This window comes from Photobacterium satsumensis (assembly GCF_050336935.1).
Taxonomy (GTDB): domain Bacteria; phylum Pseudomonadota; class Gammaproteobacteria; order Enterobacterales; family Vibrionaceae; genus Photobacterium; species Photobacterium satsumensis.
In genome coordinates, this window is the sequence record NZ_JAKJSK010000021.1 from 47,125 (window position 1) to 60,908 (window position 13,784).

At 44.5% G+C, this 13,784-nt stretch carries 12 protein-coding genes; 6 read left to right on the forward strand and 6 right to left on the reverse strand.

The genetic code is table 11. The features are described from left to right. Window positions 1–108 precede the first annotated feature (108 nt). The 6 genes from larB to L4D79_RS28140 all read right to left on the reverse strand — a co-directional run bounded on the left by larB (window position 109) and on the right by L4D79_RS28140 (window position 6,161). Window positions 109–765: a nickel pincer cofactor biosynthesis protein LarB gene (larB, locus tag L4D79_RS28115; protein WP_428656792.1), complete on the reverse strand. Its 657-nt coding sequence runs from the start codon at window positions 763–765 to the stop codon at window positions 109–111. Beyond that, the gene (gene larE / locus L4D79_RS28120; RefSeq protein ID WP_428656794.1) at window positions 765–1,571 is read right to left on the reverse strand and encodes an ATP-dependent sacrificial sulfur transferase LarE; all 807 of its coding nucleotides are present in this window, start codon (window positions 1,569–1,571) and stop codon (window positions 765–767) included. Before larE ends, larB begins: the two co-directional genes overlap by 1 nt. Further along, window positions 1,568–2,827: a nickel pincer cofactor biosynthesis protein LarC gene (gene larC / locus L4D79_RS28125; RefSeq protein ID WP_428656796.1), complete on the reverse strand. Its 1,260-nt coding sequence runs from the start codon at window positions 2,825–2,827 to the stop codon at window positions 1,568–1,570. Before larC ends, larE begins: the two co-directional genes overlap by 4 nt. An 80-nt stretch (window positions 2,828–2,907) precedes the next feature. Then, the gene (locus L4D79_RS28130) at window positions 2,908–4,344 is read right to left on the reverse strand and encodes a lactate racemase domain-containing protein (protein WP_428656798.1); all 1,437 of its coding nucleotides are present in this window, start codon (window positions 4,342–4,344) and stop codon (window positions 2,908–2,910) included. Between the two features lie 35 nt (window positions 4,345–4,379). After that, on the reverse strand, window positions 4,380–5,255 hold the full coding sequence (locus L4D79_RS28135; RefSeq protein ID WP_428656800.1) for a class II fructose-bisphosphate aldolase: 876 nt from the start codon (window positions 5,253–5,255) through the stop codon (window positions 4,380–4,382). A gap of 15 nt (window positions 5,256–5,270) precedes the next feature. Beyond that, window positions 5,271–6,161, reverse strand: coding sequence for a PfkB family carbohydrate kinase (locus tag L4D79_RS28140; protein ID WP_428656803.1), 891 nt, complete (start codon window positions 6,159–6,161; stop codon window positions 5,271–5,273). 359 nt (window positions 6,162–6,520) lie between these two features. Between L4D79_RS28140 and L4D79_RS28145 the strand changes: the two genes are divergently transcribed. From L4D79_RS28145 to L4D79_RS28170, 6 genes are all read left to right on the forward strand, one after another. Continuing rightward, a complete protein-coding gene (locus tag L4D79_RS28145) occupies window positions 6,521–7,543 on the forward strand; it encodes a TRAP transporter substrate-binding protein (RefSeq protein WP_428656805.1) in 1,023 nt (340 codons plus the stop codon). Window positions 7,544–7,598: 55 nt separating this feature from the next. Next, complete coding sequence (locus L4D79_RS28150; RefSeq protein WP_428656807.1) at window positions 7,599–8,117, forward strand: TRAP transporter small permease; 519 nt, start codon at window positions 7,599–7,601, stop codon at window positions 8,115–8,117. A 3-nt stretch (window positions 8,118–8,120) separates the two neighbouring features. After that, window positions 8,121–9,398 carry a TRAP transporter large permease gene (locus L4D79_RS28155; protein WP_428656809.1) on the forward strand — a complete coding sequence of 426 codons (1,278 nt, stop codon included), beginning with the start codon at window positions 8,121–8,123 and terminating at the stop codon, window positions 9,396–9,398. Beyond that, entirely contained in the window at window positions 9,398–10,621 is a 1,224-nt protein-coding gene (manA, locus tag L4D79_RS28160; protein ID WP_428656812.1) for a mannose-6-phosphate isomerase, class I, read from the forward strand. The genes L4D79_RS28155 and manA overlap by 1 nt, the downstream gene beginning before the upstream one ends. Beyond that, complete coding sequence (locus L4D79_RS28165) at window positions 10,608–11,888, forward strand: glucose-6-phosphate isomerase (RefSeq protein WP_428656814.1); 1,281 nt, start codon at window positions 10,608–10,610, stop codon at window positions 11,886–11,888. The genes manA and L4D79_RS28165 overlap by 14 nt, the downstream gene beginning before the upstream one ends. A gap of 344 nt (window positions 11,889–12,232) precedes the next feature. Next, complete coding sequence (locus tag L4D79_RS28170; protein ID WP_428656817.1) at window positions 12,233–13,705, forward strand: sulfatase family protein; 1,473 nt, start codon at window positions 12,233–12,235, stop codon at window positions 13,703–13,705. Window positions 13,706–13,784: the final 79 nt, after the last annotated feature.

Here is a 13,784-nt window from a genome sequence, read left to right on the forward strand (position 1 = left end):
AAGTCACTTGGTGAAGAATCGGGCCACCGAAGTGGCCCTAACCAGTACACCTGAAGGTGCTATGCGCCTGGTATGTGCGCGGGGCTCGTTGAGTCGCTAAGTTTTGTATTAACGATAGAATTGGTTGATGAGTTTAATCGCCGCGCAGGCTGCACCAAAGCCATTGTCAATGTTGACCGTGGTTAATCCGGCTGCGCAGCTGCCTAAACAGGATTTCAGAGCAAGGTGGCCACCTTCGCTAACGCCGTAGCCAACGGAAGTTGGTACTGCAATGATCGGATTGGCGATCATGCCAGACAGTACGGTAGGTAAAGCCGCTTCCATCCCTGCAACGGCAATAATGATCTGGGCTTGCTGTATTTCGTCCAAGCGATTGGTCAGGCGCCAAAGCGCGGCCACGCCGATATCTTCATAGCGCTCGAAGTGAATACCGTGGTATTGCAAGGTAACAGCGACTTCGTTACACACTGCAGCGTCAGATGCACCACCTGACACAATGGCGACCGTTGCCTTTTGGCTGGGAGACTCCAAGTCTCCCAGCACTGCAGTTCGTCCTAGAGGGTCAAACATCAGCTGCTCTTGATGAGCAGATTCCAGCTGCTCAAATTTATCCAGGCTAAGTCTAGTGAGCAACAATCGGCGTTGTTGTTCGTTGGCCATCTTGATGATGGTGTTAATTTGTCCGGCTGTTTTACCTTCACAGAAAACCGCTTCTTCAATGCCACAACGAGCACGGCGTTCAAAGTCCATAGTAATATTGCTCATTATGCTACCCTCACGAATGCACTGCCTCGTTTGTATGGGGCGACATCTACCGGTAATGTCAGGCCAACTTCGTTCGCCATTGATTCTGTATCTGCAATGATGCTATCGATCAGCGTTTTGTGGAGTGTGCTGAGTTTGTCTTCATCAATTTGCAAAACCAGTCGCTGGGCGAGCAGACGACAGCGGATATTTTCGGCATTGATTTGCTGGCGAAGGCTAGTCTCAACCCGGTTGATTAGGTCGAGCTGCTCAGGTTGGATGAAGACTCCTGTTTCCACACGGCTTGCTAGGCAAGGGGAGGCTGGCAGAAAGGCAATATCAGCCAATTGAAAATGCTGGGCAATTTGGCGAATGGTGGCTTTGTCGATTTCGGCTTCTACGAATGGATGGCGGATAGCTTTTTCTTTCGCTGCTATCAGCCCCGGCCTGTAATCGCTAAGGTCGTCCAAGTTTGTACCGGACACCACTTGGCCAAAATCTAATGAATTCAGGGTTGAATAAAGCGCGGACTTGCAATGATAGCAGCGGTTGACTGGGTTATTTCGGTAAGCCGTATCTTGCATCTCACCGGCTTGAACCAACGCCAGCTGCCATCCTTGTTCCTTGGCGTATTTCTGGATACGACGTGTATCTGCGCTTGGTACGGCAGAAGAGGTCGCATGTACCATTTTGGCCTTGTTGCCCAAGGTTTTATGAGCCACGTAGGCAAGCGTCATGCTATCAACACCGCCACTTACTGCGACGGTTACTTTGCCGGTTTGTTGTAATATGTCCTGCAACGCCTTTAATTTTGTAGAAATACTCATAGTTTGTACTCCTCAGCATGTTGTTCTATCGCATGTTTTAGCTGTTGTTTTTTTTGATAGCTGTTGCCTGCCTCATTGAGGTGATCCGCTTCTAGTTTGCTGGTGTAGCTACCATCAGGACGTTGGACGGTTTTTACGTTGAACTCTTTGCCATCATGGCTAATCTGGTGGTGAAGGCGCGGTAGACTGACCCTGTCACAAAGCCAGTGTCTAACCCCGAGAGTGGACGTTTGGCTGAGGATTGCGTCGATGACCTCATTGAGGTGATGGGGTTGGCATAGTAGGGTGAGTGTGCTTATAAGCCGATGTTTTTTACCGTGAGCGACCGTTTCTGTAATTTCCAATACTCCGGACTGTTGACGCAGCGACTCTCTGGCATTGGCAAGCATCTCGCCTGTCATGTCATCGATATCACACTGAACGATGGCGATTTGCTCTTTCAATTGAGGTTTCGAAGGCTTAATCAAGCTCGCTCTGACGACGTTGGCGCGCTGCGTGAGCTTTCTGGTGCCGAAACCATAGCCTGCCATTTGAAATTTCCCGGTTGCAACTGTCTGCTCTGGCGATAACCAAGCTAAAATAGCTGCGCCTGTTGGCGTGATACGTTCGCCGTCTTCACCGTCATCAATAAAGTTGAAGCCTTTTAGCAAGTTAAGTGTTGCCGGTGCCGGTACGGGAATGATGCCATGGGCACATTTAACCGTACCGCCGCCCCAAGGTAATGAAGACATTGACCAGCTGGTGGCATGGCTATGATGGATGAGCCAGGCTGCCGAAATGATATCAACAATACAATCCCAAGCACCTACCTCATGAAACTGAACATGGTCAATCTCCATGTTATGTACTTTAGCTTCCGCGGCCGCCAGTAAACTGAATATGCCAATAGCGTTTTCTTTTACTTCAGCGCCCAATGCGCTGTTCATCAGGTAATGGCGAATGTGCTGCCAGTCATGATGGTGGTGGTGATCGTGATTATGCTGGTGATCATGGTCGTGTTGGTGAGCATGATTATGATCGTGGTGATGATGATGGCTGTGATGGTCGTGTGAACTTTCTATCAGGTCCACACGAAAGCGCTTACCGTTGAGTCCTTTATCTTCACCATGGCTAAGTGCTACTGACACTTGCTCTTCAAGCTGTAGTGAATTGAGCATGTCGAGAAGAGGTTGCTCTAAATGCGGGTGCGCATCTAGCATTGCTGCAGAGAACATATCTCCAGCAATCCCGCCAATTATATCAAGATGAATATGCATTTTTGCCCCACGCGTTGTCATCTGGATGGAAAAAAGGCCACCGCTGGAACGGTGGCAAACTAAGGAAAATATTGTTTACGTTATAGTTCTTCTTTGCTGCCTAAATGCATCGCCGCTCGAGTGAATGCCTGTGGCAGTGCAAGGATATTGGGGTTGGCACCGGTGTAACGAACCGCATCAGCCAAAGCATCTTCGAAAGTGGCTCGGGTTTTCATTCCCATCTGTCTTGCCAGCCCTGGTTCCTGAGCACCAACGATATACACCGCTTTGGTATTCATTTCGGCAATATGGCCACATGATGTCATGGAGAAACCATGGAAAGGGTGGTAGCCATAATTGAAGCGGTACTGTTTGATCATCTCCTCGTCACGGGCGATATATTCGATATGCTTGTTGATATCGACAAGCGTATTACAGTAGTCCGTCTGGAATAGCTCAAATAACTTACGGTATGAAGGGAATTCTTCATCGTGGAAATATCCATTACACAGTGAAGAGCAGATCACAACGCAGTTATCAGACATCACTCGCTTATGGCGGATGATCTGTGCTCCGATGGCCTGCATCATCAGTACGGGGTTGGTGCCGTGGCCGTTTCCATAGTGGAAGTTCTGTGGCATACCAAAGACCATGATGTCGTATTTTTTCTCAGCCCAGTTGGCATAGGTACGTTTGTCGGCATCGGCGAAACAGAATGGTTGAATATCTTCACAGCCACCGGTGTACACCGAGAGCTGCTGGGAGAAAGTATTGAGCACCGCATCACAGGTAAAGAACTTCTTACCCATGCGAAGTTCCATATGTTTACCAATTTGATCAAACTTCTGACGCATCAGGCTTTTGCTTGAAACTGGAGTGAAGTCATCGCGGTGCATAACCCGTGGAATGTGATGTGAGGCAATGCATTCCCAGTTAGTAATACCTGTCGCACAGTGTTTATAGCCGCCCGAGTAACCCCCATAAGGGTTCCCGAGGGTATGACCGATCATAACCGCGAGATCAGCTTCGAACACGGTTTTGTTCATGACAACTTTATCGCCATGTTCATTTCGACCTAGGTCAACAAGGTTATCCCAGTCTTCACTGTCATGGTTGACTACCTGACCTTCCCAGTAAAAGGCATTGAATACCTCATCTCCCAAGATTTCACGCAGCTCTTTTTCTGTATTCTTGCGGTGCAGACCATTACTACAGATAAGGGAAATATCTTTTTTCTCAACCCCTGCCTTACGGCATTCTTCCAAAATGATTGGGATTGAAATTCGGCGATGCGCGGTATCGTGGCAACCACCTTTAACACGGTCTGGGAAGACAATAGCAACCTTTGAACCTTGCTTAACCTGCTCACTGATTGGTGGCATACCAATTGGGTTCAGGATTGAGTCACGCGTGGCGGAAATAGGGTCAACCAGTGCCTCTGGATCTTTGACTGTTTCTCCAGGAATAAATACGTCTGCAGAGTCTGGCAATTGTGCGGCCATAAAACCTGGGCCATATTCAAATTGAATTGTTTTCATATTTTCCTCAATATAATTTTTATTTACCCAGTGGATTAATCAGCCTGACCGCTACTACCAAAGACTTGCATAATTCGAGCTGCATGCTGTTTAGTGGCTTCAATAGCGCAAAGAATAGTTTCGTGGTAATACGCTTCGTCTTTGCTATTCAGCATGGCTTGAACTTGCTTACCGACATCGTGCGACATGTTAGTGAAGTAATTAATCTTGCACACGCCACAGGCAATAGCATCACGATAAACGCTATCGTCCAAGCCAGATCCCCCGTGCATGACAAGAGGTACATCGACGGTTTTGTGAATTTCGCGAAGGCGGTCGAAGTCAAGTTTTGGTTCACCGTGGTAAAGGCCGTGGGCGGTACCAAATGCCACCGCAAGGGCATCCAGATCTGTTGCGCCATCAGCAAAGGCTTTGGCTTCTACTGGCTTGGTGAGCTGATCTTCAGTTTGTGCTTCAGCAGCCTGAACTTCTTCTTCATCACCCGTTTCTGTATTACCGACTTTCCCGATTTCAGCTTCAACAGATGCCCCATAATATTTAGCAAAGCGAATAACTTCTTGAGTATTCTTTAGATTCTCTTCAAAAGGTAATGCTGAACCGTCATACATTACTGATGAGAATCCAAGGCGCAAAGCGCGAATACAGGTCTCGACATCTTTACCATGATCGAGGTGTAGTACGACAGGAACTGAGGCTTCCTGCGCCATTTTTACCATAGTTGGAGCGAGCAATTCAGGTGGAGTCAGTCTAAATTGACCTTGACCTAAATTAATAATAATTGGTGAATTTTCTTCTTCCGCTGCAGCAATTAAGCCGCGAAGAAGGTTAAAATCAACAGCATTAAAACTGCCCACAGCATATTTATTTATTTTTGCGTGAGTTAATACTTCTTTTAGTGTGACAAGGGCCATAAATATAATCCTGTTTTAATGCGATTTAATAAAGTGAATAACTTGGTCGTAGTCTGGAATACCGGCTCGGCCTCCAGGTTTTGTACATTTGAGTGCCGCAACGGCATTTGCGAAATTAACGGCATTCTCTCCGCGGAGTTTTTTGGCAATGGCAAAGGCCAGAGCGCCGTGGAAAACGTCACCTGCACCTGTGGTATCGACGACGTTTACCTTATATCCAGAGACATGCTTAACAATATTGTCTTCAACCCAATAGCAGCCGTGCTCACCATTGGTGACATATACGGTACCTTGGCTATTTTGTTGCGCTGCTAATAATGCTTTTTCGATGTTCGTTTCACCTGTCATTTGACATAGTGCAGGGTAAGAAAAAGCAACATCAGTACCTAGACCAACTAACTTGGCCATGGTTTCTCCACCTAAATCAGCGTCAATAACTGATGGGATACCTTTATTATTGGCTAGGGTTAGTAGTTTTTCTGCACCTTCACCCCAGGTACAGTCACATAAAATACAGTCGACATTTTCAAGTAATGATTCAGTAATCCAGTCACTGTTTACAGGTAAACTAGGATCCCTATGAACGGTGATTTGACGCTCACCAGCAGGATCAACATGTACTACAGCGTTACTGGAAATGGTGTCATCAAATTGCTGTAGCAGAGATGTGTCTACTCCCCATTTAATAAGATCTTCTTTAATTGTACGTCCAACGTTGTCATTACCCAGACGTGCTACCAAAGAAACATTTGCCCCAAGTGTTGCAATTGCCACGGCAGCTGTTGCCGCGACTCCACCACCAATTTCGTGATATGAAGTTGAAAAGTACTTTGTTGCCTCTGAAGGGATTTCAGTCACATTAAATATGCGATCCCAAGTGGCATTACCAATACATAGAATATTCAAAACGAGCTCCTCATAAATAAATATATTTGGAAGCCAACAGAATCTCAAACCAGAGCCTGTATTGTCATCCTAAATGCATTGTTTGATCAATACCTCACTTTTTAAATTAGTGACCGGCATCAACTTAAATAAATATTAATATTTTAAATCAAACGGTTATGTTTTTTGTCCTGCTGCTGTAGATCACAAAATCAAGGTGACATAGATCACATTATTAATTAATGTGATCTGCATCGATAAAATCATTCAAGCAAATGGGTAAGTTAGAAAAAACGGAAGCCAGACAAAAGAGCTCATTACAAATGAGCCAGTTCAAACCAATAACTATGTAATTCAAATAATGTGAATAAGGAAATAATATGAAGAGGTCTATAACTGTTCTTGCTGCTGCTCTAACTATGGCAATAACTTCTACGTCAGTCTTTGCTAAGAACACTCATTTGACCATTGCTAATACAACGCAAGAAAATACACCAATGTCTCAGACAATGATTGCGTTTCAGGAAAGAGCACAAGAACTCTCTGATGGGGCGATTACGGTTCAGACGAGTTTTGGCGGTGCATTAGGCAATGATACTCAGCTATTGCAGAAAGCCCAGATTGGCAGCCAAGTGCATGCAGCACAAACTTCAGGTGCGAACTTGGGGACGGTTGCAGATGCTTTTAAAGCATTTGATGTGCCATTTTTGCTAGATGGGCCTGAGCAGAGTATTGAGTTGCTATATCAAGAAGGCCAACTCTCTGGTGAAGTTGCAGATAAGTTGCAAGCATTTCTAGGCGAGAAGAACCTTCGTCTGCTTTATGCAACACCGTTCGAATTCCGTGGGGTCCTTACCAATGGTAAAGAAGTTCGTACAATGGATGATGTTGCCGGCATGAAATTCCGTGTTACCCCCAACCCTGTTGAGCGCGGTATCGTTGAAAGTTGGGGGGCGGCAGGTACCACAATGGGTATTTCAGAAGTATACACATCCCTACAAACAGGTATTGTTGATGGCCTAGCTATACCGCCTGTAACAGCTCAAGCGTTTGCCTTGAATGAAGTAGCTAAGGTGTTCAATAACCTTAATTTCCAAGCTCATCCCACATTTGTTGTAATTAATAAAAGATTCTGGGACCGTTTACCAGAAGAGCAGCAGGCAATACTTCAGCAGGCTGCGGATGAAGCCGTAATGACAACGAAGCAACTACACTATGATGCAATCGATTTGGCCTTCACTTCATTTGCGGATAATGGTGCGACGGTTATTCAACCTACCGACGAAGAGTTAAATTCGTTCCGCCGAGCAGCCATTGAAGCCGCTGAACCTTTAGCAACACGTGGTTTAAGCGATGATGAGCTTGAGTTTATCAAGTTGATTAAAACCGCTGCAGCACAGTAATTCTGCAAAAACGTCACTTGCACTTCGGTGCAGGTGACTATTAGTAGAGGTAGTTATGTTACTGACCATCATTAAAAAAATTGACCAGCACTTTGAAGAGTTCTTTTGTGCATTAATGCTTGGCTATATTGCGATTTCTTTAAATGTTGAAGTATTAAACCGATACGTTTTCATGTCGCCATCAGCATTTACTGATGAAATAGCAAGGATGCTCATGCTATTTATTGTTTTCCTCGGAGTGCCATGGGCTGTAAAACGAAATAGACATATTATTATTGATCTATGGCCTAGAGATATTTCACATACGAAAACCCTTATCTTAGATATTGTTTCAAATACTTTATTTTTGATGTTTGCATATGTATTTACTCAAGCAGCATTAGAAGCGGTTGAGTTTCACCAGATGCTTGGCACTAAAACAGAAGCGTTGGGATTTGAATATTGGATACAACTTTCAATGTTACCTTTTGCTTTTGGTTTAACGTGCATTCGTATTATTCAAAAAATCATTTCCGCTGTAATAGATTATAAAAACTCTGGAAATACAAAACTAGCACTTCATGAGGAGGTGTAAGCGATGACCACTATACAGGTATTAATGCTAATCTTTGGCTTTATCACCATGGTGATGGTCAGAGTACCAGTAGCAATAGCAATTGGTATTGTCTTAATTATTTATAACAAGTTACTCGGCCTCGAAATATTCGAGATGGCGTTAGATACTTTTCAGTCAATAGACAGTTTCCCGCTTTTGGCAATACCGATGTTTGTATTGGCTGGAACCATCATGGCGACAGGTGGCGTTGCTCAACGTATTTTGGACTTGTCTGAAGAGTTTTTCGGTCATATGTATGGTGGCCTTGCGATTGTAACCATTATGACAAGTGTGATCTTTGGTGGTCTTTCCGGCTCAGCGCCGGCTACTGTTGCTGCGGTGGGAAGTATCACGATACCTGCCATGATAAAGCAAGGTTATAACCCTGGCTTTGCGGCTGGGGTCGCGGCGTGTTCTGGTGTTATTGCCATCATTATCCCGCCAAGTAATCCGATGATCATCTATTCACTTACTCAGTATGCCACATCGGTTTCCAATATGTTCTTAGCCGGTATTATTCCTGGTTTCTTATTAGCCGTTGGAATGGCCGTACCTGCATGGTGGATCTCTCGTCTAAATGGCTGGGGGGCGCACCGTGAGAAAGGCACCTTCGAGACTCGCTGGGCGGCATTTAAACACGCACGCTGGGCCATTTTGACTCCGGTTATTATTCTTGGTGGTATTTATTCAGGTATTTTTACGCCAACAGAGTCAGCTGCTGTAGCGTGTTTCTATTCGTATGTTATTGGTGTATTTGTTCATAAAGATTTGAAAATACAAGATACATTCAAAGTGCTGTCAACAGCCGCCATGATTACTGTTGTCGCCATGTTCCTGATGACCTTTGCAACGGCGTTCGGTAAAGTACTTACCTCTCAGGATGTACCGGCAATCGTTGCGGGTATGATGTCAGATAACGTCAGTACGATGTTAATGACATTGCTGATGATTAACCTTTTCCTATTATTTGTCGGTTGTTTTATGGATACACTGGCGGCAATTATTATTCTGACGCCACTGTTATATCCACTATTGCAACAATTCGGAATGGGGGTTTATCAGTTCGGTATTATGATGATTATTAACTTGGGAATTGGTTTTGTGACACCACCTTTTGGTGGCAATTTGTTCATTGCCAATCAGCTAAGTAATACCTCGGTACCTCAAGTATTCAAAGGCGCATTTCCTCTCGTCTTAGGCATGATTGTGTCGTTGTTGCTGATTACATTTGTTCCTTTCTTCTCAACGATGTGGCTGTAATGATTATGGGAACTTATTCGATATTAGGTAAGCCTCGCCACTATGCTTGGGGAGGGATGAATTTTATTCCATCTCTCGTCGGTGTGAAAAATACGGATTCCAAACCCTTTGCAGAGTGGTGGTTAGGCGCGCACCCTGATGATTCATCATTGGTAGAGGTCAATGGTGAGCAGGAGCCGTTACTTGAGTGGCTGAAGTCGAACCAACAGGCGCAAGCGCAAGAGGAACGGCAAGGGGAATTTCCGCTTCCTTTTTTGATGAAAATCCTCGATGTCAATCAAATGCTGGCGATTCAGGTACACCCGACTAAAGCTCAGGCTGAAGAAGGGTTCGAAAGGCAGGACAAGCTTGGTATTGCACGAACGGCATCTGAGCGAACATATCGAGATCGTAACGATAAGCCTGAGATGATGGTCGCGTTGACGCCCTGTTGGTTAGCACATGGTTTTATGGCAGCAGAGACGATAATCAACCGTTTCTCAGTGTATTCCTCTTTTGGGCAACTGTGTGATCAGCTGCGCTTGTTTGGAGTTCAGGCCGCTTTTGAATTATTGATGCGAATGCCGCAGTCTGAAATTAATATGCTATTAGGTGAAATCATTGATACTCACCAAGAGCGATATACACGTGGCCACATTTGCCAACAGCAGCCGGAGTACTGGGCTTGTCGTGCGGTGCTGATGCATCGTAGTGGCTACGATCGCGGCTTAGTTGCCATGTTCATGATGAACATCGTTCATGTACCTGTGGGTAAGGGGATCTACCAGAGTGCAGGGATCCCCCATGCTTATCTTGCTGGACAGAATATAGAAATTATGTCGAATTCAGATAATGTGGTACGTATCGGGCCTACGAAATTACACGTCGATCTTGATGAAGTGCATCGTTTGATTGATTACTGCGAGGTTGCTCCGAAACTATTATCACCAACGGAAATTGAAGGCGAAGTAAATATTCGACGATATCCACATGGTGGCACAAAAGCATTTAATTTAAGTCAACTTATGCTCAATGATGAAAATACTGAAGTTGAATATCAATCCTCTTATTTAAGTATGATTTTTGTTGCGCAAGAACGGTTATCTGTTTCGTCTGAAGGTGATTTAAAAAAATATGGTCAGGGTGAGACATTTATCATACCTGCCAATACCAAAGTTTTATTAAGCTCTACAAATTGTGTGGGGTATATTGCAAGTTATGGAGCAAAAAATGCTAACTATTAATACTGAATACCTTAACCAAGCAGTTAAAGGTCATGAATACATTCAATTAGCGCCTTATGCGAAGTTGGCCCATCATCAATTGGTGAGTGGTGAAGGGGTAGGCAGTGACTTCCACGGTTGGATTCGTCTTCCAGAAACCATTGACTTGGAAGAAGTTGCTGATATCAAACAGCGAGCGGAAGCTATTCAGCAACAATTTGATGCGTTTGTCTGTATCGGGATCGGTGGCTCATATCTGGGCCATAAAGCGATTATGGAAGCGCTTCAACCGGCGGTTGAGAAACAAGATAAAACGGAAATTTTATTTACCGCGCATAACTTAAGTTCTCGTTACCTTGACGAGGTCATGCAGTATTTGGCTGATAAAAATTACTGTATCAATGTGATTGCAAAAGAGGGTATGGCACTTGAAACCGCTGTGACGTTCCGGATTTTGCGAGCTGAACTTGAGCGCCGTTTTGGTAAAGAGGGTGCAAGGGAACGCATTATTGTCACAACTGATAAGTTCCGTGGTCCGCTGAAGGATATCGTTGCTGAGCAAGGCTACCCAATGTATCACCTACCGCATGAAGTAGGAGGACGTTTTTCAGTATTCACACCTGTTGGTCTGTTGCCGCTGGCCGTTGCCGGTATCGATATTGATGCCCTGCTTGCTGGTGCAAAAAAAATGATGACGGTTTGTGAATCCGATGAGGTAGAAGCTAACCCTGCACTTAAGTATGCCATTACCCGTAATATCATGACCCAAAAAGGCAAAGAGATTGAGCTTTTTGTCAATTATGAACCTTATATGGTGTATTTTGCTGAATGGCTGAAACAGCTGTTTGGTGAAAGCGATGGTAAAGATGGAAAAGGATTATTCCCTGCGAGCGCTTTATACTCCACCGATTTGCACTCATTGGGCCAATGGGTACAAGAAGGAAGACGCAACTTGTTCGAGACAGTACTTCATGTGAGTGATAAGCCGGTTGATGTCGCTGTGCCAGGCCTCGAGGAAGATTTGGATAATTTAGGTTTCCTTGCCGGTTCGTCATTGAATCATATCCAAGCCTCTATCAAGCAAGCCAGTATGGTGGCTCACTCAGAAGGCGGTGTGCCTAACTTAGAGATCTCTATTGCAAAGCTCGATGAATACCATTTGGGTGGCATGATGTACTTCTTCATGATGAGCGTTTCAATTGGAGGGTACATGGCAGGCGTTAACCCATTCGATCAAAACGGTGTGGATCAATACAAAGCTGAAATGATGAAAATATTGAAAAGTTAATAATTCCATATTTGATATTTACGTTAAAAGAGCCGGCTAAATGCCGGCTCTTTTCTTTTTTATGGCTTAATAAAAAAGTCAATCGACAAAGGCATAGGTGGAAAAACAAAGTGATAAATTGCTTGTTGGTTGTAAAGAGTATTACTGAGAGCTGTAAAATTAACACTAAATAGGATTTTAAAATGGCTCGGTCACAGAACATAAATTGCTCAATTCCTCTAGAATACCAAATAGGGTATATTTTAAATATGAAATGTAAGGGTCAATTACATATTTGGAATTAGCGAATCATCTATCCCAAAACCGTTAATAACTGTTTTAATAAAATATTTAAAGGAAACCCTATGCGTGTGTTGTACCTTGATCTTGATACTCTGCGTCCTGACCATTTAGGTTGTTATGGATACCAACGTAATACTTCCCCTAATATTGATAAAATTGCTGCACAAGGCATTCGGTTTAATAATTACTATGCATCAGATGCGCCTTGTGCCCCATCGCGAACGGCAATGATGACAGGGATGCAGGGTATTCATAATGGTGCTGTAAGCCATGGCGGCACGGCAGGAGATATCCGAGGTCAGGGAGCAAGCCGAAAATTCAAAAGTTATGTTGAACATAATGCACTGCCAACCCTATTCAGACAGAATCAGATGCGCACGGTTTTGGTTAGCCCATTCCCTGAGCGCCATTCGTTATTTCATTACTATGCTGGTTTTACAGAAATGTATAACACTGGCGGTTCGGGTCATGAATCAGCGGAGGAAGTAACACCCACTGTGCTTGATTGGATTGAGCGAAATGGCGATGAGGATAATTGGTATCTGCACGTTAACTACTGGGATGCGCATACGCCGTACCGAGCACCAGAAGACTTTGGAAATCCGTTCAGGGATGATCCTCTACCTGAATGGATGACTGAAGAAAAGATGGCTGATTATTGGAAAAAAGCCGGTCCGCATTCAGCCCAAGATTTCAACATGTGGGACAACAACACCTATGAGCAATATCCCCGTCAACCCGGTGATATTGAAGGTATGGCTGGATTCCGTCGAATGATTGATGGTTATGATTGCGGTATTCGATATATGGATCAGCACCTAGGCCAGATCTTTGCGGCCCTTGAGGCTAAAGGGGTGATGGACGATCTCATTATCGTGATTAGCTCTGACCACGGAGAAAAGTTGGGCGAACTAGGGTTATTTGGTGAGCATGCAACTGCAGACAATATTACCTGCCGTGTGCCATTTATTGTCCGTTGGCCAGGCATGCAAGCGGGTATTGAGAATAATGCATTGCATTACAATATTGACTGGGCTCCAACGCTGGCGGAAATGATGGGGAAAGCGCCGCTACCATTATGGACCGGCAAGAGTTTTGCCTCTGCGATTACAGAAGGAAAAGAAGACGGCCATGAATCGTTGGTACTAAGTCAGTGCGCCCATGTTTGTCAGCGTAGTGTCCGTCACGGTGACTACATTTATATTCGAACATACCATGATGGCTTGCATCTTTTCCCGCAGGAAATGCTATTCAATATACAGAATGACCCTCATCAGCAATATAACTTGGCGGATGAGTTGCCGGAGGTGGTTAAAGATATGGCTTATCGTTACCTACAATGGCATGACCATATGATGGAAACACAACCGTTTGGCAATACAGAGGATCCTATGCGTGTGGTAATGCAAGAGGGAGGGCCACACCATGCTAAATGTGAGGACATCCATGCTTACTTTAAAAGACTGGAAGAAACAGGGCGTGGAGATCAAATAGAAAAAATAAAACAAAAACATCCAACTATTACTAAAAAATAGTTTTTTACGGACTAAATAAAAATAAATGGGCTGAGTCTAATTCAGTCCAGCAATAAATAACTAAAATCCAATAGCGTGA

Bases quoted from the DNA above. Each gene is read 5' to 3' on its own strand.
- L4D79_RS28145 (WP_428656805.1), top strand. From the start codon at position 6,521: ATGAAGAGGTCTATAACTGTTCTTGCTGCTGCTCTAACTATGGCAATA.
- L4D79_RS28170 (WP_428656817.1), top strand. From the start codon at position 12,233: ATGCGTGTGTTGTACCTTGATCTTGATACTCTGCGTCCTGACCATTTA.
- L4D79_RS28165 (WP_428656814.1), top strand. From the start codon at position 10,608: ATGCTAACTATTAATACTGAATACCTTAACCAAGCAGTTAAAGGTCAT.
- larB (WP_428656792.1), bottom strand. From the start codon at position 765: ATGAGCAATATTACTATGGACTTTGAACGCCGTGCTCGTTGTGGCATT.
- L4D79_RS28130 (WP_428656798.1), bottom strand. From the start codon at position 4,344: ATGAAAACAATTCAATTTGAATATGGCCCAGGTTTTATGGCCGCACAA.
- L4D79_RS28150 (WP_428656807.1), top strand. From the start codon at position 7,599: ATGTTACTGACCATCATTAAAAAAATTGACCAGCACTTTGAAGAGTTC.
- manA (WP_428656812.1), top strand. From the start codon at position 9,398: ATGATTATGGGAACTTATTCGATATTAGGTAAGCCTCGCCACTATGCT.
- L4D79_RS28135 (WP_428656800.1), bottom strand. From the start codon at position 5,255: ATGGCCCTTGTCACACTAAAAGAAGTATTAACTCACGCAAAAATAAAT.
- larE (WP_428656794.1), bottom strand. From the start codon at position 1,571: ATGAGTATTTCTACAAAATTAAAGGCGTTGCAGGACATATTACAACAA.
- L4D79_RS28155 (WP_428656809.1), top strand. From the start codon at position 8,121: ATGACCACTATACAGGTATTAATGCTAATCTTTGGCTTTATCACCATG.
- larC (WP_428656796.1), bottom strand. From the start codon at position 2,827: ATGCATATTCATCTTGATATAATTGGCGGGATTGCTGGAGATATGTTC.